The organism is Devosia aurantiaca, assembly GCF_011058215.1.
Taxonomy (GTDB): domain Bacteria; phylum Pseudomonadota; class Alphaproteobacteria; order Rhizobiales; family Devosiaceae; genus Devosia; species Devosia aurantiaca.
The window spans coordinates 133,806-156,595 of the sequence record NZ_JAALFG010000001.1; the positions used below are offsets into that span (position 1 = coordinate 133,806).

Annotated in this window: 19 protein-coding genes and 4 pseudogenes; 8 read left to right on the forward strand and 15 right to left on the reverse strand. The window is 63.0% G+C overall.

The genetic code is table 11. The annotated features are described in order from the left end of the window. The first annotated feature begins 88 nt into the window (after positions 1 to 88). Positions 89 to 940 carry a formyltetrahydrofolate deformylase gene (gene purU, locus G5575_RS00740; protein ID WP_164532677.1) on the forward strand — a complete coding sequence of 284 codons (852 nt, stop codon included), beginning with the start codon at positions 89 to 91 and terminating at the stop codon, positions 938 to 940. Between the two features lie 109 nt (positions 941 to 1,049). Here the strand turns inward: purU and G5575_RS00745 are convergent, their stop codons facing one another. The 5 genes and pseudogenes from G5575_RS00745 to G5575_RS00765 form a co-directional block, all read right to left on the reverse strand. Further along, a complete protein-coding gene (locus G5575_RS00745; RefSeq protein WP_164532678.1) occupies positions 1,050 to 1,487 on the reverse strand; it encodes an RrF2 family transcriptional regulator in 438 nt (145 codons plus the stop codon). Positions 1,488 to 2,000: 513 nt separating this feature from the next. Beyond that, positions 2,001 to 3,769 (reverse strand): annotated as a pseudogene (locus tag G5575_RS00750) (cation:proton antiporter domain-containing protein); the annotation flags it as partial. Between the two features lie 168 nt (positions 3,770 to 3,937). Beyond that, the gene (locus tag G5575_RS00755) at positions 3,938 to 5,026 is read right to left on the reverse strand and encodes an ATP-dependent DNA helicase (protein ID WP_164533695.1); all 1,089 of its coding nucleotides are present in this window, start codon (positions 5,024 to 5,026) and stop codon (positions 3,938 to 3,940) included. Positions 5,027 to 5,028: 2 nt separating this feature from the next. Beyond that, positions 5,029 to 5,733, reverse strand: a complete 705-nt coding sequence (locus G5575_RS00760; RefSeq protein ID WP_164532679.1) for a fumarylacetoacetate hydrolase family protein — start codon at positions 5,731 to 5,733, stop codon at positions 5,029 to 5,031. Further along, complete coding sequence (locus G5575_RS00765; protein ID WP_164532680.1) at positions 5,708 to 6,769, reverse strand: aldo/keto reductase; 1,062 nt, start codon at positions 6,767 to 6,769, stop codon at positions 5,708 to 5,710. The genes G5575_RS00760 and G5575_RS00765 overlap by 26 nt, the downstream gene beginning before the upstream one ends. 143 nt (positions 6,770 to 6,912) lie before the next feature. On the opposite strand from G5575_RS00765, the gene G5575_RS00770 reads away from it, so the two are divergent. The 4 genes from G5575_RS00770 to G5575_RS00785 all read left to right on the forward strand — a co-directional run bounded on the left by G5575_RS00770 (position 6,913) and on the right by G5575_RS00785 (position 9,846). Then, positions 6,913 to 7,743: an EamA family transporter gene (locus tag G5575_RS00770; protein WP_235935483.1), complete on the forward strand. Its 831-nt coding sequence runs from the start codon at positions 6,913 to 6,915 to the stop codon at positions 7,741 to 7,743. A 61-nt stretch (positions 7,744 to 7,804) separates the two neighbouring features. Continuing rightward, positions 7,805 to 8,200, forward strand: a complete 396-nt coding sequence (locus G5575_RS00775; RefSeq protein ID WP_164532681.1) for a YciI family protein — start codon at positions 7,805 to 7,807, stop codon at positions 8,198 to 8,200. A gap of 12 nt (positions 8,201 to 8,212) precedes the next feature. Next, positions 8,213 to 9,109, forward strand: coding sequence for an SMP-30/gluconolactonase/LRE family protein (locus tag G5575_RS00780; RefSeq protein ID WP_164532682.1), 897 nt, complete (start codon positions 8,213 to 8,215; stop codon positions 9,107 to 9,109). After that, entirely contained in the window at positions 9,106 to 9,846 is a 741-nt protein-coding gene (locus tag G5575_RS00785) for an SDR family oxidoreductase (RefSeq protein ID WP_164532683.1), read from the forward strand. The genes G5575_RS00780 and G5575_RS00785 overlap by 4 nt, the downstream gene beginning before the upstream one ends. Here G5575_RS00785 and G5575_RS00790 read toward each other — a convergent pair. From G5575_RS00790 to G5575_RS00810, 5 genes are all read right to left on the reverse strand, one after another. After that, a complete protein-coding gene (locus G5575_RS00790; RefSeq protein WP_235935484.1) occupies positions 9,843 to 10,484 on the reverse strand; it encodes a GntR family transcriptional regulator in 642 nt (213 codons plus the stop codon). The two genes, G5575_RS00785 and G5575_RS00790, sit on opposite strands and share 4 nt — an antisense overlap. Before the next feature lie 54 nt (positions 10,485 to 10,538). Then, complete coding sequence (locus G5575_RS00795; protein WP_164532685.1) at positions 10,539 to 12,056, reverse strand: MmgE/PrpD family protein; 1,518 nt, start codon at positions 12,054 to 12,056, stop codon at positions 10,539 to 10,541. A gap of 25 nt (positions 12,057 to 12,081) precedes the next feature. Further along, the gene (locus G5575_RS00800; RefSeq protein ID WP_164532686.1) at positions 12,082 to 13,569 is read right to left on the reverse strand and encodes a tripartite tricarboxylate transporter permease; all 1,488 of its coding nucleotides are present in this window, start codon (positions 13,567 to 13,569) and stop codon (positions 12,082 to 12,084) included. A gap of 3 nt (positions 13,570 to 13,572) precedes the next feature. Next, on the reverse strand, positions 13,573 to 14,025 hold the full coding sequence (locus tag G5575_RS00805) for a tripartite tricarboxylate transporter TctB family protein (RefSeq protein WP_328765893.1): 453 nt from the start codon (positions 14,023 to 14,025) through the stop codon (positions 13,573 to 13,575). 72 nt (positions 14,026 to 14,097) lie between these two features. Beyond that, positions 14,098 to 15,054: a Bug family tripartite tricarboxylate transporter substrate binding protein gene (locus tag G5575_RS00810; protein WP_164532688.1), complete on the reverse strand. Its 957-nt coding sequence runs from the start codon at positions 15,052 to 15,054 to the stop codon at positions 14,098 to 14,100. 120 nt (positions 15,055 to 15,174) lie between these two features. On the opposite strand from G5575_RS00810, the pseudogene prpC reads away from it, so the two are divergent. Together prpC and prpB are read left to right on the forward strand one after the other, a co-directional pair. Beyond that, positions 15,175 to 16,312: pseudogene (gene prpC, locus G5575_RS00815) on the forward strand (bifunctional 2-methylcitrate synthase/citrate synthase). A gap of 9 nt (positions 16,313 to 16,321) precedes the next feature. After that, positions 16,322 to 17,232 (forward strand): annotated as a pseudogene (gene prpB / locus G5575_RS00820) (methylisocitrate lyase). On the opposite strand, the gene nrdI reads toward prpB, so the two are convergent. From nrdI to G5575_RS00845, 5 genes are all read right to left on the reverse strand, one after another. Further along, a complete protein-coding gene (gene nrdI, locus G5575_RS00825; RefSeq protein ID WP_164533697.1) occupies positions 17,178 to 17,624 on the reverse strand; it encodes a class Ib ribonucleoside-diphosphate reductase assembly flavoprotein NrdI in 447 nt (148 codons plus the stop codon). The pseudogene prpB and the gene nrdI overlap by 55 nt on opposite strands. Positions 17,625 to 17,691: 67 nt before the next feature. Further along, complete coding sequence (locus G5575_RS00830; protein WP_164532689.1) at positions 17,692 to 18,267, reverse strand: nucleotidyltransferase family protein; 576 nt, start codon at positions 18,265 to 18,267, stop codon at positions 17,692 to 17,694. Then, positions 18,260 to 19,270, reverse strand: coding sequence for an XdhC family protein (locus G5575_RS00835; protein WP_164532690.1), 1,011 nt, complete (start codon positions 19,268 to 19,270; stop codon positions 18,260 to 18,262). The genes G5575_RS00830 and G5575_RS00835 overlap by 8 nt, the downstream gene beginning before the upstream one ends. Then, complete coding sequence (locus G5575_RS00840; RefSeq protein WP_207632956.1) at positions 19,201 to 20,340, reverse strand: zinc-binding alcohol dehydrogenase family protein; 1,140 nt, start codon at positions 20,338 to 20,340, stop codon at positions 19,201 to 19,203. Before G5575_RS00840 ends, G5575_RS00835 begins: the two co-directional genes overlap by 70 nt. A 23-nt stretch (positions 20,341 to 20,363) precedes the next feature. Next, the gene (locus tag G5575_RS00845) at positions 20,364 to 21,056 is read right to left on the reverse strand and encodes a FadR/GntR family transcriptional regulator (protein WP_164532691.1); all 693 of its coding nucleotides are present in this window, start codon (positions 21,054 to 21,056) and stop codon (positions 20,364 to 20,366) included. Between the two features lie 180 nt (positions 21,057 to 21,236). On the opposite strand from G5575_RS00845, the pseudogene G5575_RS00850 reads away from it, so the two are divergent. Beyond that, a pseudogene (locus G5575_RS00850) lies at positions 21,237 to 22,768 on the forward strand (sugar ABC transporter ATP-binding protein). Positions 22,769 to 22,790 lie beyond the last annotated feature (22 nt).

Sequence of the window (22,790 nt, forward strand, 5' to 3'; positions counted from 1 at the left end):
GCTCGCAAGAGTGGGCCTTTTCTGTTTTCCTTGACGGGAAGGCTCAGGCCATCGATACCGCTGCCCAGTATCTCAGCGGGTAGCCAGCATGTCGGCCAATTTCGTCCTGACCCTTTCTTGCGCCGATCGTCCCGGCATCGTTGCGGCCATCACCACCGAGCTGGCGGCGCTCAACGCCAATATCGCCGAAAGCAACCAGTTCTGGGATCGCGAAACCGGCCGTTTCTTCATGCGCTTGGCCTTCGCTGCCCCGGATGGCGTGAGCCGCGAGACAATCGAAAAAGCCCTTAAGGCCCCGATCGCCCGCTTCGACATGCAGACCATGCTGAGCGACGAAAGCCGCCGCAAGCGTATCGCCATTCTGGTCTCGAAGTTCGACCACACCCTCCTGCACCTGCTTTACCAAATCCGCGTCGGCTGGCTCGATGCCGACGTTGCCGCCGTGATTTCCAATCACGAGGAAGCGCGCAAGATTGCCGAGGACTCTGGCATTCCGTTCCATTATTTGCCGGTCACCAAGGACACCAAGGTCGCTCAGGAAGCGCAGATCCTCGACATCGTCCGTTCCACCGGCGCCGACCTCGTCGTCCTCGCCCGCTACATGCAGGTCCTTTCCGACCAGCTCTCCACCCGCCTTTTCGGCCAAGTGATCAACATCCACCACTCGTTCCTGCCAAGTTTTAAGGGCGCCAAGCCATATCACCAAGCGCATGAGCGCGGCGTCAAGATCATCGGCGCCACCGCCCATTACGTGACCCCCGATCTCGATGAAGGCCCGATTATCGAACAGGAAACCGCCCGCGTCACCCACGCCATGAGCCCCGACGACCTCGTCGCCGCCGGCCGCGACATCGAATCGCGCGTCCTCGCCCGCGCCGTAAAGCTCCACCTCGAAAACCGGGTGATGCTGAATGGAAAGAAAACCGTGGTGTTTGGGTAAAAAGTTAAGCTGCCTCACCCAACCTTCCCTGAAAAGGCCCAGGAATACGAAGAAAGACCGCACTCGATGGTGCTCCTCCCCCGCCTTACGGGGAGGCCGGGTGGGGGCTCTAAGCCGCGTCCACCGAGATATCCTCAAGATTAAGCGAATCCGCCAAACTCGTCCGGTCCAGAACCGCTCGTGTCGCCAGTGTCACCCGCTCGAATACGTGCCGGATTTCACAAGACCCCTCGTCCTTGCAATCCTCGCATTTGCGATAGGCGATCTTGCTCAGGCACGGTAACGGCGCGATCGGTCCGTCGATCAGCCGCAGCACCTCGCCATACATGATCTCCTCGGGTGCCCGGACCAGCTCATAACCGCCCATGCGCCCGCGGCGGCTCGTCACGATCCCGGCGCGTTTGAGCTCGAGGAGGATCTGCTCCAGGAACTTCTTTGGGATGGCCTGGTCCCGGGAGATCTCACCAATCATCCGGCTCTGCCCGCGCCCGGCGCGCGCCAACGCCACGAGGGCGCGCAGAGCATATTTGGCCTTTTGCGAGATCATGGTCTAGCTCTTGGACTCCGGCTCCACCGGCGGCACGGTGCCGGTACCCTCCGCCGCCTTCTTACGGCTCCGCCTTGGCTTGGTGGCTTTGGGGGCGGGCACGACTTCGTCGATGTCTGCCGGAGCCTCGCCAATTTCCGGCGCCGATTCAACCGGCACGATCTCTGCCGAAGGCACGGGCTCCGCCTCGGCGGCAACCACCACCTCGGCTGCCGTCTCCTCGTCGATCACCACGGCCTCGACCACCTCGACGGCTTCGATCTCGTCATCGGCATCCGGCTCTTCCACCGGCGGCGGCAGGTCGATTTGAGGCTCGTCGGCCGGCGGCAGCTGAGCCTCGACCACGGTGATCTCGGCTTCCGGCGACGGCGCTTCGAGGCTCGGTTCGCTGATGACTTCGACCGTCTCGAGCACTACGGGTTCCGCCGCGTTGATCGCTGCGCTCGCCACGATGTTCTCGCCAACGGGCAGCTTGGTCGTCTCGTGCATCGGGTTTGCTGCGCCTTCATTGCGCAGGAACTGCAAAATGCCCTTGCCGATCTCGCGCTCGCCGCGGATCACCGTCGAGGCACCCAGCCCGCGCAGGAAGCTTTCTTCCTCCTCGGAATAGGCGCGGGCAATAATCGAAATCCCGGGATTGAGCTTGCGCCCGCTTTCGCAGACCGTGCCGGCTTCAAAGCCATTGGAAATCGCGACGAGGAGATTTCGAGCCGCCGGCAGATTGGCCAGCCGCAACACGTCCTGGCTTGCCGCATTGCCGAATATCACCTCGAAGCCCTCGGCGCGGGCGGCAGCAACGTCGTGATCGCTATCTTCGATCACCACCAACCCGCCGCGGTCTGCCTTGATGCCAGCAGCAACGATCCGGCCGACCTGGCCATACCCGACCAGCACTGTATGCCCGGTCTGGTGCGATGGCTCGCCGGTATCGTCATCGGCACCTGGTGCTCCGCGATCCACCGCGGCAGTGCTTGGCGCATCCGTTGTGATCGGTCCCTGCGCCGCCATGCTCGGCTCGCGACGCGTGTCTGTTGCCACATCGGGTTCGAAGCTCCGGCGGAAGCCGGCGCGTGCTTCGAGCCGCGGCTTGAGCACATCGAGCGCCATGAACACGACGGGGTTGAGCACGATCGAGATCAGCGCGCCGGCAAGGATCAAGTCCTGGCCCTCGGGTGGCAGGATCGCCAGCGCAACACCCATGCTGGCGAGGATAAACGAGAACTCGCCGATCTGCGCCAGGGAGGCCGAAATGGTGAGCGCCGTCGAGATCGGTCGCCTTGCAAGGATCACGATCGCAAAAGCCGCCAGCGACTTGCCGACCACGATGATGAAAACCGTCGCCAGCACCAGAAGCGGCTGGGTGACAATGATCATTGGGTCAAACAGCATGCCGACCGAAACAAAGAACAGAACGGCAAAGGCGTCGCGCAGCGGCAGCGTCTCCTGCGCAGCCCGGTGGCTCAGCTCGCTTTCCGAAAGGATCATGCCGGCAAAGAAGGCACCCAGCGCCAGCGACACGCCGAATAACACGGCCGATCCCAGGGCCACGCCGAGCGCGATGGCCAGCACGGCCAACCGGAACAGTTCACGGCTGCCGGTATGGGCCGTGCCATGCAGCGCCCAGGGAATGACGCGCCGCCCGACGACAAGCATGAAGCCGACAAAGGCCGCGACCTTGATCAGCGTCAGGATCAAAATGCCCCAGATGCCGACTTGACACCAAGGAGCCGCGTCACAAAGGACACGAATGGATCATGTACCCCGGTATCGCCGCCATTTAAGCTCGCGATGGCCGGCACCAGAACCAGCGCCAGAACCATGGCCAGGTCTTCGACGATCAACCAGCCGACCGCGATGCGGCCACGCTCGCTCTCGATCAAGCGCCGGTCCTGCAGCGCCTTGAGCAGCACGACGGTCGAAGCCACCGAAAGCGCGAGGCCAAAAAGGATCGAGCCGAACAACTCCCAACCCAGAAGTAGGCCCAGGACTGTGCCGAGCAACGTCGCAAAGCCCATCTGTGCCACGGCGCCCGGAATGGCGAGCGCCCGCACGCTCATCAGGTCCTTGAGCGAAAAGTGGAGACCCACGCCGAACATCAGCAGAATGACGCCGATTTCCGCGAGCTCCGAGCCCAGCTGCTGGTCTGCCACGAAGCCAGGCGTATGTGGCCCGACGAGGATACCGGCAAAGAGATACCCCACCAGAGGTGGCATCCTGAACCGGTTGGCGATCATGCCAAAGATAAAGGCCAGCACCAGACCCGCGACGATCGTTGAGATCAGGGGGTGTCATGGTGCATTCGCGCCTCCGTGCGGGTTTGAAAATCTCTATCGGGACAATGGGGTAACGACATTCCGAGCGCAAGCGTTCATCGGCAAAAGCCGATTGTCCGTTAGGCTAAGAAGCGACCATGCGCTCATAAAGGCAGCAAACTTGGCTGAAGTTGGGTCTTAGCTGACGATGGTGATCTTTTCGGCGGCGCGGGTAATGCCCGTGTAAAGCCAGCGTGCCCGCTCCTCGCGGAAGACGAAGCTCTCGTCAAAGAGATAAACATTGTCCCACTGGCTGCCCTGCGCCTTGTGGACGGTGAGGCAATAGCCGAAGGTGAACTCGTCGAACTGGCGCCGTTCGTTCCAGGACATGGCTTCCTCCTCGCCGGAGAAAAACGCCTTGTGCGTCAGCACGCGCGTCTCACCCTTGCCCTCGTCATCGGCCAGCATCAGGCTCCATTTGCCGTTGGACCGCCGCGTCGTGTCCGTGACGATCCAGATTTGCCCGTTCAACAGGCGCTTGCGTGGATTGTTCCTGAGGCAGACCATGCGGTCGCCCACGACCGGCTCGTGAAACGGCAGGCCACGCAGTTCGCGTAAACGGTCATTATAGGTCAGCCGTGTCTTGTTGCGGCCCACCAGCACCTGATCGGCCTGCATCACCGCATCGCGGTCTACCTTATCGCGGCCGACGACGACGCTTTCGCCATAGCGGCCATGCTCGAGATAGCCACCCTCACGCACCGCCATCGACAGCTGGATAATGGGATTGTCCGCCGCCTGCCGGTGGATCTCGGTCAGCATGATGTCGGGCTCGGTGGCGACGAAAAACCCCGCCCCCTGCACTGGCGGCAGCTGGAAAGGATCGCCGAGCACCAAAACCTTGGTGCCAAAGCTCAGAAGATCGGCCCCGAGCTGTTCGTCCACCATCGAGACTTCGTCGATGACGATGAGGTCGGCATCTGCCGCCGGCGATTCCGGATCAAGGACGAAGCGTGGCTCGCCCTCCTTTTCGCTTACCAGCGTATAGATCAGCGAATGGATGGTCTGCGCGCCCTTGCAGCCGCGCTTGCGCATGACCATCGCCGCCTTGCCGGTGAAGGCCGCATATTTGACGGTCCGCACATCCTGCGCCAGATGCACGGCCAGCGTCGACTTGCCCGTCCCCGCCCAACCGAACAGGCGAAACACCTGCGGCCCATTCCGATCCTTGAGCCATTTGGAGACGGCGACCAGCGCCGCGTCCTGCTGCGAGGACCAGACCGGCACCATCAGACGATCGTTGTCCGTACGGTGCCAACGCCTTCTATCGCACCTTCGAGCACGTCACCGCGTGTGACGGCACTAACCCCTGCAGGTGTACCGGTCATGATCAGGTCGCCGGCCCGCAGCGTCACGAAGCGGCTAAGCTCGGCAATGGTCTCGGCAACGTTCCAGATCTGGTCCCCGAGGTCGCCGCGCTGGCGCTCGTCACCATTGACCCGCAGCGTGATGGCGCCCTGCGCGGGATGGCCGATAAATTCGGCAGGCTCAATCTGACCAACGGGCGCCGAATGATCGAAAGCCTTCGCCATCTCCCACGGGCGCCCGGCCTTCTTCGCCATGGCTTGCAGGTCGCGCCGGGTCATGTCGAGCCCGACGGCATAGCCATAAACATGGTCCAGCGCGGCATCGACGGCGATATCGCTGCCATCCTTGCCGATCGCCACGACCAGTTCGATTTCGTGATGAAGATCCCCCGTTTGCGGGGGATAGGGCATGGGCGCGCCGCCGGTGACCACGGCATCCGCAGGCTTGCTGAAAAAGAAGGGAGGATCGCGCTCGTCATTGCCCATCTCACGGATGTGCTCGGCATAGTTGCGTCCGACGCAATAGATGCGCCGCACCGCAAATTGGCCGCCCCGTGCGATCGGAATGGCGACCGGCGCCTGCGGCTCGAACAGAAAAAAATCAGCCACGCTTGAACTCCTCGGCATAGGGGGCGATGAGGTCGAGATCGACCTTGCTCAGCCGGTCCTGCGCGGTGAACGACTGGTGCCAATACGGGTAGAGCAGCGGCGGACGGCTTACTTCGTCGAGACGCGCCCGTTCTTCGGCACTCAACACCAGGTCGGCAGCAGCGATGTTATCGGCAAACTGCTTCTCATTGCGCCCGCCGATGATCACTGAGGTCACGCCCGGTCGACCCAGGAGCCAGCTCAGCGCCACCTGCGCGCCAGACACGCCACGCGCTTCGGCAGTCTCCACCACGACATCGATGATGTCATAGAGCTTGTCCCAATCGTAGACCGGCGGTTCGCGGAAGCCTCCGACATGACGGCCGCTATCCGGCTGGCTGTCGCGCCGGTATTTGCCCGAAAGCAGGCCGCCAGCCAGCGGCGACCAGACGAGAATACCAAGTCCCTGGTCCTGCCCGATCGGCACCAGTTCGAATTCGGCATCGCGGGAATACAGCGAATAGTGGATCTGCTGGCTGACGAAGCGTTCGCCATGGCGTGCGCCGGCCGCCATCAGCGCCTTCATGATATGCCAGCCCGAATAGTTCGAGCAGCCGATATAGCGAACATGGCCATGGCGCACGAGCGTGTCGAGCGCTTCCATGGTTTCTTCGATCGGCGTCTGCCCGTCCCATTCGTGCACCTGATAAAGGTCGATATGGTCGGTCTTGAGCCGCTTGAGGCTGGCCTTGCACTGCTCGATGATGTGGTGACGGCTGAGCCCGATCTGGTTGGGGCCCTCGCCCATCTTGAAGCGCACCTTGGTGGCGACCAGCGCGCGTTCCCGCCGCCCATTCTCGCTCAGCACTTCGCCCAAAATTTCTTCGGAAACGCCGGCATTGTAGACATTGGCGGTGTCGTAGAAATTGATGCCGGCATCGAGGCACATGTCGACCTGCCGCGCAGCGCCCGCCTGATCGGTGTTGCCGATCCGCTCGCTGCCGCCAAAAGTCATGGTTCCCATGGTCATCACCGAGACCTTGAGGCCCGAGCGTCCCAGCAATCGATATTCCACGAGATTCCTCCTTTGTTCTTGGCGCTCAAGGGCTAAAGCTTCCATTCGTGGCGGTCAACAGAACTTCACCGTTTCACGCGCGCTTCTGCTAAAGGGTGCCGACCTCTTCGAAAGCGCGCCCTTTGCGTCCGACTTCCATTCTGTTGCCCATCCTGCTTGTCACCCTCGGCATGGTCTTCACGGCGACCGGTTCGAGCTTTGCCAAGCTGCTGTTTCCGCTTGTCGGCGCGTTCGGCGCGACCGCGCTGAGGCTGACGCTTGCAGCAATAGTGCTGCTGCTCGTCTTCCGGCCATGGCGGTTCAAGTTGACCCGCCTGCAGATTCGCAGCGTCCTGCTTTATGGCGGCATGATGGGCGCCATGAATCTCTTCTTCTATGCTGCCATCGAGCATATCCCGCTCGGCGTTGCCGTGGCGCTCGAATTTACCGGTCCGCTTTCCGTTGCTCTGTTCGGAGCACGAAAGCCTTTGGACTTCTTCTGGATCGCCCTGGCGCTTGTGGGCTTCGCCTCGCTTTTGCCGTGGTCGCAAACGTCCGGTGACATCTCGCCCTTCGGCATAGCCCTAGCCCTTTGCGCCGGCGCTTGTTGGGCCGGTTACATCATCTACGGGCAGCGTGCCGGAACGGGCGGCGGGCCTCATATCGCAGCGCTCGGCGTCACCGCGGCGGCAACGATTGCCTTGCCACTGGGCATTATCACCACCGGCCCTGCTTTGTTCGATCCTGCCGTGTTGCCGCTGGGATTTGCGGTCGCTCTTTTGTCGAGCGCTATTCCCTATGCCCTCGACATGGTCGCGTTGCCCCATATTCCGGCGCGTCTCTTCGGTATCCTGATGAGCGGGCAACCGGCCTTGGCTGCGCTTACGGGACTAATTGTCCTGAACGAAACACTCTCGGTTCTGCAGATCGCAGGTATCGCTGCGATTATTGCAGCTTCAATCGGCGCAACGCTCACCATCGCGCGCCACAGCTGACATCTTGGAATTAGGGCAAGAGCGGAGCATAGTCATCGCCGCAAACGATTGAGGGGTCGACATGCTCTACGCCATCCTGTGCTATAACGAGGAAAAAGTGGTCTCCAGCTGGACTCCGGCTGAAGACGCGGCCTGCATGGAGCGCCTTGCCGCTGTGCAGCAGGGCATGAGCGCCAAGGGCAAGCTCGGACCCGTCGTCCGCCTCGTCAACACCGACGAAGCCATGACGCTGCGCAAGATGAACGGCGAGCACGTCGTCTTCGATGGCCCCTTTGCCGAAACCAAGGAACAGTTCTTGGGCTTCTACGTCGCCGATTGCGATAACATGGATGAAGCGCTCGACTTCGCCAAGCAACTCGCCGTCGCCAATCCGGGTGTCGGCTCCTATGAGATCCGCCCGCTTCGCTATTTCGGCGACAACAAGCTCGCCAAGCCCCAACTGCTGGCCGTCGGCTAAAACAGAGGCATCATGCTCGCAAAGGATTTCGTGGTCGAAGACACTCGCTTCGAGCGACTGGTCTTGGGCAATGTCGCTGTCGAAAAGCTCTATACCGGGTCTCGCTGGGCTGAGGGGCCGGCCTATTTTGCTGCCGGCAAATACCTGCTCTGGTCGGACATCCCGAATAACCGCCTGCTGCGTTTCGACGAAACCGACAACTCGGTTTCCGTTTTCCAGCAGCCCTCCAACCATCAGAACGGCCACACCGTCGATGCCCAGGGCCGCTTGATCTCCTGCGAACACCTCGGCCGCTGCGTGTCGATGATCGACCATGATGGCAAGCGCGTCATCTTGGCTGACCACTTCAACGGCAAAAAGCTCAATTCGCCCAACGATGTCGTGGTCAAGTCCGACGGCTCGATCTGGTTTACCGACCCAAGCTACGGCATCGACACCGACTATGAAGGCGACCAGGCCCCGAGCGAGCAGGATGGCTGCTACGTCTATCGAATCGATCCCGATGGAACCCTGGCCGCTGTGGCGACCGACTTCGTGCGGCCGAACGGCCTTGCTTTCTCGCCGGATGAGAGCGTGCTCTACATCAGCGACACCGGCGTGAGCCCGAGCCATATTCGGGCCCTCAGCGTCGATGATGACGGCAAGATGCTGGGTCATTCCCATGTTTTCGCCAGTTGCGAGATCGGCGGCTTCGACGGTTTTCGCGTCGATCAACACGGCAATGTCTGGACCAGCGCTGGCGATGGCGTCCACTGCTACGCGCCGGACGGCACGCGCCTTGGACGCATCCTGATCCCCGAGGTCGTCGCCAATGTCGAATTCGGCGGACCCAAGCGCAACCGGCTCTTCATCGCTGCCACCACCTCGCTTTATGCGGTCTACCTCAACACAAGGCCGGTGCACCCATGAGTGATCGCGTCGCGCTCGTCACCGGCGCCACGTCCGGTATTGGCAGAGCAACCGCCATTGGGCTTGCCGCGGCGGGCTATCGCGTCGCCGCGCTTGGCCGCCGGGATGATGCGCTCCAAAGTCTTGTCTCAGATCACCCGATTGCATTTGCTCAGGCTTGCGACGTCACCGACCGAGCAGATGTCGCCCGCTACTTTGCCGGCATGCAGAAAGCGCTTGGTCGCCTCGACCTGGTCTTCAACAATGCGGGGCGATCGGCGCCTACTGCCAATTTTGGGGACATCGACCCCGGCGACTGGGATGGCGTCATCGACGTCAACCTCACCGGCGCCTTCAACATAGCCCATGCCGCCTTTCGGGCCATGCGCGACCAGAACCCGCAAGGCGGCCGCATCATCAACAATGGCTCGATCTCGGCCCGTGTGCCGCGCCCGCACGCTGCGGCCTATGCGGTCAGTAAGCACGCCATCACCGGCCTCACCAAGGCCATCTCCCTGGATGGCCGCGCCTATTCCATCGCCTGCGGGCAGATTGATATCGGCAATGTCGCAACCGACATGACGGCAGCCATGACCGGTGGCGTTTTGCAGCCCGACGGACGCACCATGCCCGAGCCGACTTTTGAGCTTCGCCACGTGGTCGATGCCGTGCTCTACATGGCCGGCCTGCCGCTTGAAGCCAATGTGCAGTTCATGACCGTCATGGCCACCAACATGCCCTTTATCGGCCGCGGCTAGAGCGCTTCGGGATTGGCAGCAAGGCCGTTGCGGGCCGTGGCGATGTGCCGGCGCATCAACATTTCGGCCAGCTCCTCATCCCCATCGGCAATGGCGTCGACGATGCGCTCATGCTCCACCAGCGCGCGCTGCGCCCGACCGGGGACGATCTGGTGGCGCATGCGGAAAAGCCGAAAAAGCGTGTAATATTCGCCACATAGAAGGTCGAACAGCGACTGGCTGCGAGCGATGCGGGCGATCAGGAAGTGGAAATCCGAATTGGCGGTGTCCTGCCAATAAAGCATGGCATCGGGCCGGTCGAGCGCCCTGGCATGCTTGGCGAGCATGGCGCGGACCTCGACAATGTCTTCGGCAGTGGCGTGACGCGCCGCCTCCCGTGCCGCAAGCCCTTCCAGAACCTCGCGAATTCTAAAGAGTTCGTCGGCCGCCTCGCGCGTTGGAACGATGACGCGCACGCCTTGCCGCGGCAGGCGGGTGACGAGCTTACGCTCCTCGAGCCTCCTTATCGCCTCGCGCAAGGGCCCGCGGCTGACGCCATATTGGGTAGCCAGCCGCGGTTCGCTGAGCTTGCTACCGGGCGCGATCTGCCCGGTAACGATGGCCTCGCAGAGCTGCTTGAAGAGGCTGTCAGCTAGCAAACTGCTAGCGTCCATGTCCAAATCTGCGGCACCTGGAGGCATTTTGTGCAGGACTTAGAGGCCGTGGTCGAAAATGCCCTGGCCGGTGGGCTGGGACGGCGTGACCGCACCGGACTTGAGCACCGGAAGCAGCGCATCGAGACCCCCGGCCGGGAGGCCGGCATAGCCCTTGGCGGCGTCGAGGAAGCTCTGCCGTTCGGCGTCGCCGAGCTCGTCGCGCGTCAGGCTCTCGAACTTGCCGGCATAGTCCGGCCAGGTCCAGGGAAGGTTGCCATTGGGATGAGCATCGGCCACGCCGCGCTCGCCGGTGATCACGCGGCCATCGTCAAGCGTGACGATGATCTTGCCGCCGAAGGCGCGCTTGTCCGGATCAGGGTCGAGGTAGCGCGTGGTCCAGGTGGGTTCTTCCACCGTCCGGATCTTGTGCCAGAGGGCAACGGTCGAAGGCGTGCGGGCACGCTCGCGGGTATAGCTGTCGACATGATGCCATTTGCGGTCTTCGAGCGCGACCGCAAGAATATACATGATCGAATGATCGAGCGTTTCGCGGCTGGCTTCCGGATCCATCTTCTGCGGGTCGTTGGCGCCGGTGCCGATGACGTTGTGCGTATGGTGGCTGGTCTCGAGGAGGATGTCCTTGACCTGGCCGAGATCGCCGATCTGGCTGGAAAGATCGATCGCAAGATCGATCAGCGCCTGCGCCTGATATTCGGCGGAATGAGCCTTGGTATAGGTCTCCATGATGCCGCGCGGGCTTTCGCCGGGCGTCGGGAGTGACACCTGGTAGGCATCGTTCTTGCCGCCGAGCATCCAGGCAATGACGGAATCTTCGCCCTCATAAATCGGCGAGGGCGACTTCTCGCCCCGCATGGCGCGGTCGACGCATTCGATCGCAAGCTTGCCTGAAAAGCCCGGAACATAGGCTTTCCAGGAGCTGATTTCGCCTTTGCGGGATTGGCGGGTGGAAAAGGAGAGGTGCACCGCCTGGTTGACGGCCTGGAAGATCACTTCTGTCGACAATCCGAGCATGGCGCCGATCGCGGCGGTGGTGGCGGGTGCCAGGTGCGCGACGTGGTCCTTCTTGTATTTGTGCAGCGAAATGGCCTTCACCAGCGCCACATGCACTTCATAGGTCACGGCGATGCCGCGCGCCAAAGCTGCGCCATCAAGACCCATCTGCTGCGCCACCGCAATCAGCGGCGAAATGGCGTCGCCCGGATGCGAGTAGTCGGCGGCGAGGAAGGTGTCGTGATAGTCGAGCTCGCGTACCGCCGTGGCATTGGCCCAGGCCGCCCATTCGGCATCGACGCGAACACCGGAAAGACCGTAGAGGGTCGCGCCACCCTTGCGCGGATGGGCCAGCGCCATGGCACGCGCTGCAGCGACTGGAGCGCGGTTGATCGCGGCCAGCGCCACGCTGGCATTGTCGACGATACGGCAGGCGATCATCTCGGACACATCGGCATCAAGCGGGCCGCAATTGGCCGCAAACTCGGCAATGTGCCAGGCCAGCTGCCCTTCGCGGGGCAGGTTGGCGGCTGAGGGATGAACCTTGACGTCGTAGGTCTTCATTGGGTCGTTGTCCTTAGGAGAAAGATCAGGCGTGTGCGCGCAAGCGCTTGAGGAGGATCGGCAGCGCCAAAAGCAGCACGGCGATGGTGAGAAGAATGGCCGAAAGCGGGGTCGAGACCAGCACCATCGGATTGCCCTGGCCTGCCGCAAGCGCCGTGCGCAGCTGGTTTTCGGCCATGGGGCCGAGGATCAACCCAATCAGCACCGGGGCAATGGGGAAGTCGTAGACGCGCATCACATAACCGGCGAGACCGACCACAAACATGATGGCCAGGTCCACCCAGGAACCGGCCAAGCCCCAGACGCCGATCATGGCAAAGACGAGGATGCCGGCATAAAGCTGCGGTCGCGGGATGCGCAGCAACTGCACCCAGATGCCGACCAGCGGCAGGTTGAGCACCAGGAGCATCACATTGCCCACATAGAGCGAGGCAATGAGGCCCCAGATCAGCGCCGGGTTCGAGGTGAAGAGGAAGGGGCCGGGCTGGAGGCCATAGTTCTGGAAAGCGGCCAGCAGCACGGCGGCGGTGGCCGACGTGGGCAGGCCCAGCGTCAGCAGGGGCACGAGGATGCCGGCGGCGGCGGCATTGTTGGCAGCTTCCGGCCCGGCAACGCCCTCGATGGCGCCCTTGCCGAACTGTTCGGGGTGCTTGGAGAGCTTTCGCTCAAGCGTATAGCTCAGCATGGTCGGGATTTCCGAGCCACTGCCCGGAAGTGCGCCCATGGGGAAGCCGATGGCGGTGCCGCGCAGCCAGGGTTTCCAGGAGCGGGCAAAATCTTCCCGCGTCATCCAGAGCTTGCCCTTGACCGGCGCCATGACGCCGGGAACGCTGCGATAGCGGCTGGCGACATAAAGGATTTCGCCCACGGCAAAGAGCGACACCAGCACGACGGTGAGCGCAATACCGCGCAACAGCTGCATATTGCCAAAGGTGAGGCGCGGCTGCCCGGTCATCGCATCGATGCCGATGACGCCAATGGCTATGCCCAAAAACAGCGAGATGAAGCCGCGCGTGCGCGAGGCACCCATCACCACGGCAACCGAACAGAAGGCCAGCGCCGTGATGGCGAAATAGTCGGTCGGCTTGAAGTAGAAGGCCAGTTCCGCAACGAAGGGCGCGGCAAAAGTCAGCGCCAGCGTCGCGAAAGTGCCGGCAACGAAGGAGCCGATGGCCGCGGTCGCCAGCGCCGCGGCGCCGCGACCGGCGCGGGCCATCTTGTTCCCCTCGAGCGCCGTCATCATCGAGCCGGCTTCGCCCGGCGTGTTGAGCAGGATCGAGGTGGTGGAGCCGCCATACATGGCGCCATACAGGATGCCGGCGAACATGATGAAGGCCGAGGTCGGCGCCAGTGCTGTCGTCACCGGCAAAAGCAGCGCGATGGTCAGTGCCGGACCGATACCGGGCAGGATGCCGATGGCGGTGCCGAGCACCGACCCGACCAACGCCCACATGAGGTTGACCGGCTGAAGCGCAACGCCAAAGCCTTGCAGAAGAAGCCCGAGAGTATCCATGGCCTAGAACCCCAGTGGCGGGAAAAAGCGCCCGAGCTGCAGGCCGAGCTGGCTGAACAGGAACCAGGACGCGCAGGCAAGGATGGCGCCGCAAGTTAGGTCCATCCACCAGCGGCGCGACCCGAAGGCATTAGCAACGAGGACGAAGGAAAGAGTCGCCGTAAAGGGCATGCCCAGGGGGCCCATCGTCGCGACGGGTACAGCCACGGCGACCAGCGCCGTCAAAAAGGCGCGCTTGTCCATCTTGGCATCAGCAAGGGCGTCTTCAGCGTCCTGCGGCTGAAAGCTTTCGCCGCGCCAAATCTGGAGAATGAGGATAGCGCCAAGGATCAGCAGCGCTGCGCCCGAAATGGTCACGAAGAGCCCGGGACCAACGGCAGCATAGCGCGCGCCCTGCGGCAGGCCATAAGCGTTGACCAGCCAGACCGCGCCTATGACCATGAGGCCAATGCCGATCCAGTAGGGACGGGAGGGAGCAGGGCAGCCAGATGGCTGCCCCCTTCCAGAGTGTTCGGCGTCGGGTTGCCGTTATTGGACAAGACCAGCGTCCTTCAGGATCTGGCCCTGTGTCTCGGTTTCTTCGGCAATGAAGGCACCGAACTCATCACCGGCAAGGAAGAAGTCTTCCCAACCCTGGGTGGCGAGAACCTGCTTCCAGGCATCGCTCTGCGACAGCTGGGTGAAGCGATCGACCCAAAGAGCGGTGTTTTCTTCCGGAGCGCCGGGAGCCGCAAGGATGCCGCGCCAGTTGGCGAGTTCCACCGGGTATCCGGCTTCGGTGAAGGTCGGGACGTCGGGCAGGTTTTCGCGACGCTCGGCCGAGGTCACGGCGAGGATCTTGATGCGGCCCTGTTCAGCGAACTGGCCAAATTCGGACGTACCCGAAACGCCCGCGGTCAGCGTGCCGTTAACGATGGCGGTGACCGTTTCGGCGCCCGAAGTCTGCGGGATGTAGTTGAGGTCGGCGACCGAAATGCCGCCTTCCTGCGCGAGAAGCGCCAGTGCGATGTGGTCGACGCCACCGGCCGAACCGCCACCGAGCGGATGCGCGCCGGGATCGGCCTTGATGGCTTCAACGAGGTCGGCCAGCGTGTTGTAGGGCGAGTCAGCGGCCACGGCGACCACGAGATATTCGGCGGTCATGCGGGCGACCGGCTTGAACTCGGCCAGGTTGATCGGCGAATTGTTGAGCTCAATCGCGCCCACCGTAATGGCGCCGAACACGGCCAGCGCATCGGGCTGGCCCGACGAGGTGCCCAGGAACTCGGCAAGACCAACAGTGCCGCCGGCACCGCCGGTATTGGTGAAGTTGACGCCTTCGGTATAAATGCCGGCATCGTTCATGGCCTGGAAGGCCTGGCGGCCAAGGCCATCCCAGCCGCCACCCGGATTGGCCGGCAGCATCACATTGACCTGGGCCTGCGCGGCGCCGGTGGCGAGGGCGCCGAATAGCGCCAGGGACGCCAGGGCTGTCTTGATCTTCATTAAATCCTCCTTGCGAACGGGTCTTTTGTCGACATAATCCCGTCTTGTCGGCTAGCCTATGATAAGTTAGAGCCTGAGTTCAATCGTTCTGTTGACAAAAATGTGCGAGGATGGGTGTCCATGACTGCGTTCAAGCCAAAGAAATCGGTGGCCCTTTCAGGGGTGGTTGCCGGCAATACGGCGCTCTGCACCGTTGGCCGCAGCGGCAACGATCTTCATTATCGCGGCTACGACATTCTGGACCTGGCGCGGCAATGCAGTTTCGAGGAAGTCGCCCACCTTCTGGTGCACGGAACCCTGCCAAACCGGCAGGAACTGGCGGCTTACGAGCGGAAATTGCAGGCTTTGCGCGGCCTGCCGGACGTGGTGAAGCGCGCGCTCGAAGTCTTGCCGGCAGCGACGCATCCGATGGATGTCTTGCGCACCGGAGTTTCGGTTCTCGGTTGTGTGCTGCCCGAAGCGCATGACCATAACGGCAGCGGCGCCCGCGACATCGCCGACAAGCTCCTAGCTTCGACCGGCTCGATGCTGCTCTATTGGTACCACTTCGCCCATAATGGCCGTCGCATCGAAACAGAAACTGTCGACAAAACCATCGGCGGTCACTTTCTGACGCTTTTGCATGGAGGGGTCCAGGACCCCTCGCATGAACAGGCTATGAACGTCTCGCTGATCCTTTACGCCGAGCACGAGTTCAACGCCTCGACCTTTACCGCCCGCACCATCGCCGGCACCGGTTCGGACATGTATTCGGCGATCGCCGGCGCCATCGGCGCGCTGCGCGGCCCCAAGCATGGCGGCGCCAACGAAGTCGCCTTCGATATCCAGAAGCGCTACCGGACGGCGGACGAAGCCGAGGCCGACATTCGCGCCCGGGTCGAGGCCAGGGAAGTCATCATCGGCTTCGGCCATCCCGTCTATACGATTTCGGATCCACGCAATGTGGTGATCAAGGACGTGGCCCGTTCGCTTTCGGAGGCGGCGGGCACGACAAGGCTTTTCGACATTGCCGAGCGCATCGAGACGACCATGGCCGATGCCAAGAAGATGTTCCCCAATCTCGATTGGTTCAGCGCCGTTTCCTATAATGCCATGGGCGTGCCGACCGCCATGTTCACCCCGCTCTTCGTTATTGCCCGCACGGCAGGCTGGGGCCGCGCATGTGATCGAGCAGCGCGAGGACAACAAGATCATCCGCCCCTCGGCCAATTATACCGGGCCCGAAGACCTCGAATTCATTCCCATCGATCGCCGCTGAGACACACCGATGCCCTATCTCGTTTCCGCTGACCTCCCCACCGCCCCAGCCGGCGAACGTTTCCGCGCCCTGATCGAACGCGGCGGTATCCTCAAGCTCCCCGGCGCCCATAACGGCATGGCAAGCCTCCAGGCCAAGGCGGCGGGCTTTGAGGCGCTCTACCTTTCGGGCGCCGCGATGACCGCATCGATGGGCCTGCCCGATCTTGGGATCATCACCGTCGATGAAGTGAGCTTCTTTATTCGCCAGATTGCGCGATCAAGCGGACTGCCGCTCCTTGTCGATGGCGATACCGGCTATGGCGAAGCGCTCAACGTCATGCATATGGTCCGCACATTCGAGGATGCCGGCGCCGGCGCCGTTCATATCGAAGACCAGTTGCTTCCTAAAAAATGCGGCCATCTCAACGACAAGAAGCTCGCGACGGCCCATGACATGGCCGCCAAGGTCGCCGCTGCCGCCCGGGCGCGCCGTCACCTCTATATCGTCGCCCGCACCGATGCGGCGGCCAGCGAAGGCATGGACGGCGCCGTTGCCCGCGCCAAAATGTATATGGAAGCGGGCGCCGACGCGATCTTCCCCGAGGCCCTGACCACGGCCAACATGTTCCGCGAATTTGCCGCCCGCATGCCGGGCGTCCCCTCCTCGCCAACATGACCGAATTCGGCCGCACGCCGTTCTTTACCGCCAGCGAATTCGAAGCCATGGGCTACCGCATGGTGATCTGGCCGGTGTCGTCGCTGCGCGTCGCCAACAAGGCGCAGGAAAAGCTTTATGCGACGCTGGCCCGCAATGGCTCGACCCAGGCGATGGTGCCCGAAATGCAGACGCGCGCCGAGCTCTATGAAAAGATCGGGCTGGCCGATTACGAGGCCCTGGATGCGTCCATCGTTGCAACCATCGTGCCCGAGCCGGTCTGAGCCCAGAAGCGGGCGAGCCCGTCCTTGACCGCGACCACGTCCTCCGCTGTGCCCAAAAGCTCGAAGCGATAAAGCAGCGGCACGGCGCATTTTTGCGCCACGATGTCGCCGGCGAGGGCATAGCCGGTACCGAAATTGGTATTGCCGGCGGCGATGACGCCGCGGATCAGCTCGCGATTGGTCTTGTTGTTGAGAAAACGGATCACCGGCTTGGGCACCGCGCCCTTGCCGTCGCCGCCTCCATAAGTGGGCAGCACCAGGACAAAGGGTTCGTCGACCGTGGGCGGCTCCGAAGCGGCATCGACCGGCAGCCGCGTGCTCGGTAGCCCGAGCTTTTGCACGAAGCGATGGGTGTTTTCAGAGCTGGACGAATAGTAGACGAGGTTTGCCATCAGGGCGGCAGCGTTGGTCGATTCACTCCGGCCCGTCAACGCATAGCCTCAAGCTGTCGATGCACGGCTAGCCGAAGTCTGCCGGCGTGTCGAAGTCGGCGAGCTCGCCTTCTCCGGAGATGACGATCTGAGCCTGGCGCAAGAGGTGGCGGGCGCCCTGGTCTCCGGTGAGGGCCATGAGTTCCGGGAAATGTTGTGCAGCGAAGATCGCCGGTGGGGTGGGTGGAGCGTCCGGGTGCGCAGCCGAGGCGGCGACGCCATTGGGGGTGTGGTCCAGAACGTCGACCAGGTGGAGCAGGTGCTCGGCGGTAATGAAGGGCATGTCGGCGAGGCAGATCAGCACGAAATTGGCATCGCGCTTGGCGGCTTCCGCCACGCCGAGTGCGAGGGATGAGGCCTGGCCCTGGGCGCTGTCAGGGTTGATGAGGACGGAAAAGCCTCGATCGGCGAAGAGGGTGGTGAGCGGCGAGTTGTCCTGGCAGACGGCGATGTGATGAGCGAAATCGAGGCGGGAAAGGGTTTCCGCGCAATGCTGGACGAGGGGCTGGCCATCGAGATCGGCGAGAAGCTTGTCGTCGGCGCCGAAGCGGCGGGAGAGGCCGGCCGCGAGGACCACGACGGCGCCCTGGTCTGGCTCAACCATCCAGCCGCACGCGAGCGTCGGTGATTTCGCCGAGCACCGAGATGGCCAGGGCCGAGGCGGTGCGGGTCGGGCCGAACAGTCCGATAGGTCCGTTCAGCGCCGCAATGCGGCTGTCGCTGACACCGGCAGCTTCGAGCCGTGACACGCGCGCGGCATGGGTGCGGCGGCTGCCCAGGGCACCGACATAGAAGGGATCGTAGCCGAGCGCGCTTTCGAGAAGCCGCATTTCCTTGAAGCGGTCGTGCAGCAGAAACACGATGGCAGTGAAGGGGTCAGCGGGCAGCTCGGGCAGGTCGGCGCCATCGAGAAGGGTAACGGCAGCGCCGAAAGTTTGAACCTGATCCGAGCCAGCCTCGGCCGTCATATAGGCGCGCACCGGCAGTCCGGCGGCGCAGCCGAGACGGGCCAGCGCTACCAGTTCGTGTCCTTCGCCGATCAGCAAAAGCTGCGTTAGCGGATGATAGTGACGGACGAAAACGAACGCCTGCCATTCGCTGCGCGCCCGCGGCGCCGAATGCGGTGTGAGCTTGACGCTTGACGCTGCCGTATCGAAGCGGAGGGAAAAGGTCTTGCGCGCGGCGAGCAGGTTCAGCGCTTCTGCGATGATCGTGGCATCGGGCCGAACATGGACATGGACATCGATGCTGCCGCCGCAGGGCAGGCGTATGTCGATGAATTTCGAACCCGTACCGAAGCGCAGGATTTCGTCTTTCCCGGCTTCGATGGCGCGCATGGCTTCGGCCGCGACCGCAGCTTCGACGCAGCCGCCAGAGACGTAGCCACAATAGCGGCCATCGGCCAGAACCGCCATTTGCGCCCCGAGCCCGCGCGGCGCGCCACCGGAAATGTCGATAATGGTGAGGAGCGCGCCGGGCACGCCGTGTTCGAGGCCCAATGAGAGCAGCGTGAATACCGACGCCGGATCGTCAGGATCTAGACCGACGTCATAGGGCAGTGCCGCAAAGGCAATGCCTGGTTCCTCGATAGCCGCGGCGTCCAGCATGGATCCTCCTCCGTGCGTGTCGCTACGCTACAGCCACTAGGAGAGATGTGCCAGCGGCTATGCGCCGAGCTTGACCATGACCTTGGTGAAGTCGCCCGGCGCCTGGTGCCAGGCCTCGAGGGCACGGGGGCATCCTCAAGGCTCACTGTTTCCGAAACTACGAGATCGCCGGCACCGGGATGGGTGCTGAGCCACTCGATGACGGCTTCGAAATCCGCGGGCGTGGCGTTGCGCGAGCCGCGGATGTCGAGCTCCTTGGTCAAAAACACCTTGGTGTCATAAGCGATCGGCGCCTTGGCATAGCCGACATAGACGACGCGTCCGGTCGAAGCGACGAGGTCTACGGCCTGGAGAAAAGTCGCTTCGGCGCCGACGGCTTCGATGACCACGTCCGGCCCTTCCGGCACGAGGGCACGCAAGCGGTCACCGAGGCCCGCACCGCCTTCGAGGACGTGAGCGGCCCCTAGCGCCTTGGCGGTTTCGAGCTTGCCGGGGCTGAGGTCGGCGGAAATGACGGTCGCCCCGGCGCGCAAGGCACCCATGATGATGCCGAGCCCGATCATGCCGCAGCCCAGCACCAAGACGGTCTCGCCATTTGTAACAGCGGCGCGGCGCACGGCGTGAAAACCGACGGCACAGGGCTCGATCAGCGCCAAGTCGCGCAGGGCCATGCCATCGACGGGCAAGACCTTGCCGGCGGGAACGACGACGCGGCCGGTCATTGCGCCTTCGCGCTGCACGCCCATGGTCTCGTTCAAGGCGCAGGCATTGGGCTTTCCGCCGCGGCAGGCTTTGCACTGGCCGCAATTGAAATAGGGGATCACCGTCACCGACTGGCCGATCTCCAGTCCGTCGACGCCCGGTCCAACTGCAGCGACCGTGCCGGCGATCTCGTGCCCCGGAACGCGCGGATAGCTCACCAGCGGGTTGAGGCCGCGGTAGGAGGTGAGGTCCGAGCCGCAATAGCCGACATAGGCCACGTCGATCGCCACTTCGCCTTGAGCGGGCACAGGCACGTCGATGTCGGCGATTTCCGCCAGTCCGGGTTTGGTAATGCGTAGCGCCTGCATGGCAAAACTCTTTCGTCTAAAGCTCAGTCCCACGCCTTCATCATCGCGGCGGTGACAAAATCGAGGTGGTCGGCCATGGCGTCCCGTGCCGCATCGGCGTCGCCGTGGACGATAGCTTCGACCACCTTGCTGTGGTCGATGAAAATATGTTCGCGGACTTCGGCCATAGCGCCCAGATGTTCATGGAAGCGCGTGTCGACCACTTCGGAGCGAGAATTCCAGAGCAGGTCGAGAATTTCACGCAGCATCGAATTGCCCGACGCATCGGCAATGGTCATGTGCATCATGCGATCGCTGTCGGTCGACCAGAGACCGTTGGCCTTGTCGGCACCCAGGCGCTCGATGCTGAGCTTGAGGCGAGCCTTGCCCTCGGCCGAAATATGCTGGCTGGCAAGCACAGCCGCTTCCGGCTCGAGCAAGCGCCGCACTTCCATGATTTCGAGGGGTGAATGGTTTTCGTCCGGGAGGGCCGCACCGGCCTTGCCCTGATCGCGCACAAAGGCACCGACGCCAACCCGCACCTCGACAAAGCCCGCAACCTCAAGCGCGATCAGCGCTTCGCGCACCGTTGGCCGCGATACATTGAGGCTCGTCGCCAGGTCGCGCTCGGACGGCAATTGCTGCCCAGCTTCGACCGCACCCAGCAGGATCTGGTCCCGGATCTGGTCGGCGATCTGGATATAAAGTTTGCGGTTGGAAACGGCTTGAAGTTTCATTGCTCCCCGAGACAGTCGTTGCCGTCTCGCTCAAACCTTAGCGCAGAGTTTCGCGCTGGTCTACTGGTATGACCACTTGACAGCCTATTCGATTTGAAATTCACTCGGGCAGGTCAAGACGGCTCCATGAGAGATGCTGCGGACCTTGGGAGGATGAGGATGTCAGGTCAGGAGCGATCCATGTCCGCGGGTGCCGGTGTGCAGCCGCTGGTCGTGATGACCGAGATCGACAAATCCTTCCCCGGCGTCCGCGCGCTGTCCAAGGCCCGTTTCGAACTTTTGCCCGGCGAGGTGCATGCGTTGATGGGCGAGAACGGCGCCGGCAAGTCGACGCTGATGAAGATCCTCTCGGGCGTCTACACCCGCGATGCCGGGACGGTGCTCCTGAACGGGCAGCCGGTGGAGATCAGCTCGCCGCGCCAGGCGCAGGATTTGGGCATCGGCATCATCCATCAGGAACTGGCGCTGATGCGCGACCTGACGGCGGCGCAGAACATATTCATCGGCCGCGAGCCGCGCCGCTTCGGCATCCTCGATGAAGGCCAGCTCAACCGCGACGCCGCCGCGATCTTCCAGTCGATGAACCTAAAGCTCGAGCCGACGGTCAAGGTCGAGACGCTGACCATTGCCAAGCAGCAGATGGTCGAGATTGCTAAGGCGCTGTCCTATCGCTCGCGCGTCCTGATCATGGACGAGCCGACGGCGGCGCTCAACGACGCCGAAATCGCCGAACTCTTCGCCATCATCAACCGCCTCAAGGCGGAGGGGTGGGTGTCGTCTACATTTCGCACAAGATGGATGAGATCAAGCGCATCTCCGATCGCGTCACCATCATGCGCGACGGCGAATATGTCGGCACCGTGCCGGGCGCGGAAACGCCGATCGAAACCATTATTTCGATGATGGTCGGCCGCACGCTGTCCAACGACGCCCTGGTGATCCCCGATACGGCGAGCCAGCCGGTGGCGCTCGAAGTGCGCAATCTCAACCGTGGCCGCGAAATCCGCGACGTCAGTTTTGCGGTGCGCAAGGGCGAGATCCTGGGCTTTGCCGGTCTGATGGGTGCGGGTCGCACCGAGGTGGCGCGCGCCATTTTCGGGGCCGACCGGCGCGAAAGCGGCGACATCTTCGTGCATGGGCAGCGGGTCAGCATCTCGACGCCCAAGGATGCCGTCGCCGCCGGCATCGGCTACCTCTCCGAGGATCGCAAGCACTTCGGCCTCGCCACCGGGCTCGACGTCCGCAACAATGTGGCGCTGGCCAGTCTCGAGCGCTTCACCAGCCCCATCGGCGTGCTCGACGAAGCCGGCATGCAGCGCGAGGCGGTGAGCTATATTCGCCAGCTCGCGATCAAGACGCCCAGCGACACGCAGGAAGCGCGGCTCCTCTCTGGCGGCAACCAGCAGAAGGTCGTGATCGCCAAGTGGCTCCTGCGCGACTGCGACATCCTGATTTTCGACGAACCGACACGCGGCATCGACGTGGGCGCCAAGTCGGAAATCTATAAGCTGCTCAATGCCTTGGCCGCCCAGGGCAAGGCCATCATCGTGATCTCCTCCGAGCTGCCCGAAGTGCTGCGCCTGTCGCACCGCATCGCCGTCATGTGCGAGGGACGCCTCACCGGCATCCTGCCCGGCGGCGCCAGCCAGGAAGAAATCATGGGCCTTGCGACCCTGCGCGAACCAGCCATGGCGGTGCGCCATGCCAGTTAGCCGCCTCACCCTTCTTGCCGCC

Excerpts from the sequence above, each read along its gene's own strand:
- purU (WP_164532677.1), top strand. The coding sequence starts at position 89 with ATGTCGGCCAATTTCGTCCTGACCCTTTCTTGCGCCGATCGTCCCGGC.
- G5575_RS00745 (WP_164532678.1), bottom strand. The coding sequence starts at position 1,487 with ATGATCTCGCAAAAGGCCAAATATGCTCTGCGCGCCCTCGTGGCGTTG.
- G5575_RS00760 (WP_164532679.1), bottom strand. The coding sequence starts at position 5,733 with ATGCCGAGGAGTTCAAGCGTGGCTGATTTTTTTCTGTTCGAGCCGCAG.
- G5575_RS00775 (WP_164532681.1), top strand. The coding sequence starts at position 7,805 with ATGCTCTACGCCATCCTGTGCTATAACGAGGAAAAAGTGGTCTCCAGC.
- G5575_RS00780 (WP_164532682.1), top strand. The coding sequence starts at position 8,213 with ATGCTCGCAAAGGATTTCGTGGTCGAAGACACTCGCTTCGAGCGACTG.
- G5575_RS00785 (WP_164532683.1), top strand. The coding sequence starts at position 9,106 with ATGAGTGATCGCGTCGCGCTCGTCACCGGCGCCACGTCCGGTATTGGC.
- G5575_RS00795 (WP_164532685.1), bottom strand. The coding sequence starts at position 12,056 with ATGAAGACCTACGACGTCAAGGTTCATCCCTCAGCCGCCAACCTGCCC.
- G5575_RS00800 (WP_164532686.1), bottom strand. The coding sequence starts at position 13,569 with ATGGATACTCTCGGGCTTCTTCTGCAAGGCTTTGGCGTTGCGCTTCAG.
- G5575_RS00810 (WP_164532688.1), bottom strand. The coding sequence starts at position 15,054 with ATGAAGATCAAGACAGCCCTGGCGTCCCTGGCGCTATTCGGCGCCCTC.
- nrdI (WP_164533697.1), bottom strand. The coding sequence starts at position 17,624 with ATGGCAAACCTCGTCTACTATTCGTCCAGCTCTGAAAACACCCATCGC.
- G5575_RS00830 (WP_164532689.1), bottom strand. The coding sequence starts at position 18,267 with ATGGTTGAGCCAGACCAGGGCGCCGTCGTGGTCCTCGCGGCCGGCCTC.
- G5575_RS00835 (WP_164532690.1), bottom strand. The coding sequence starts at position 19,270 with ATGCTGGACGCCGCGGCTATCGAGGAACCAGGCATTGCCTTTGCGGCA.
- G5575_RS00840 (WP_207632956.1), bottom strand. The coding sequence starts at position 20,340 with ATGCAGGCGCTACGCATTACCAAACCCGGACTGGCGGAAATCGCCGAC.
- G5575_RS00845 (WP_164532691.1), bottom strand. The coding sequence starts at position 21,056 with ATGAAACTTCAAGCCGTTTCCAACCGCAAACTTTATATCCAGATCGCC.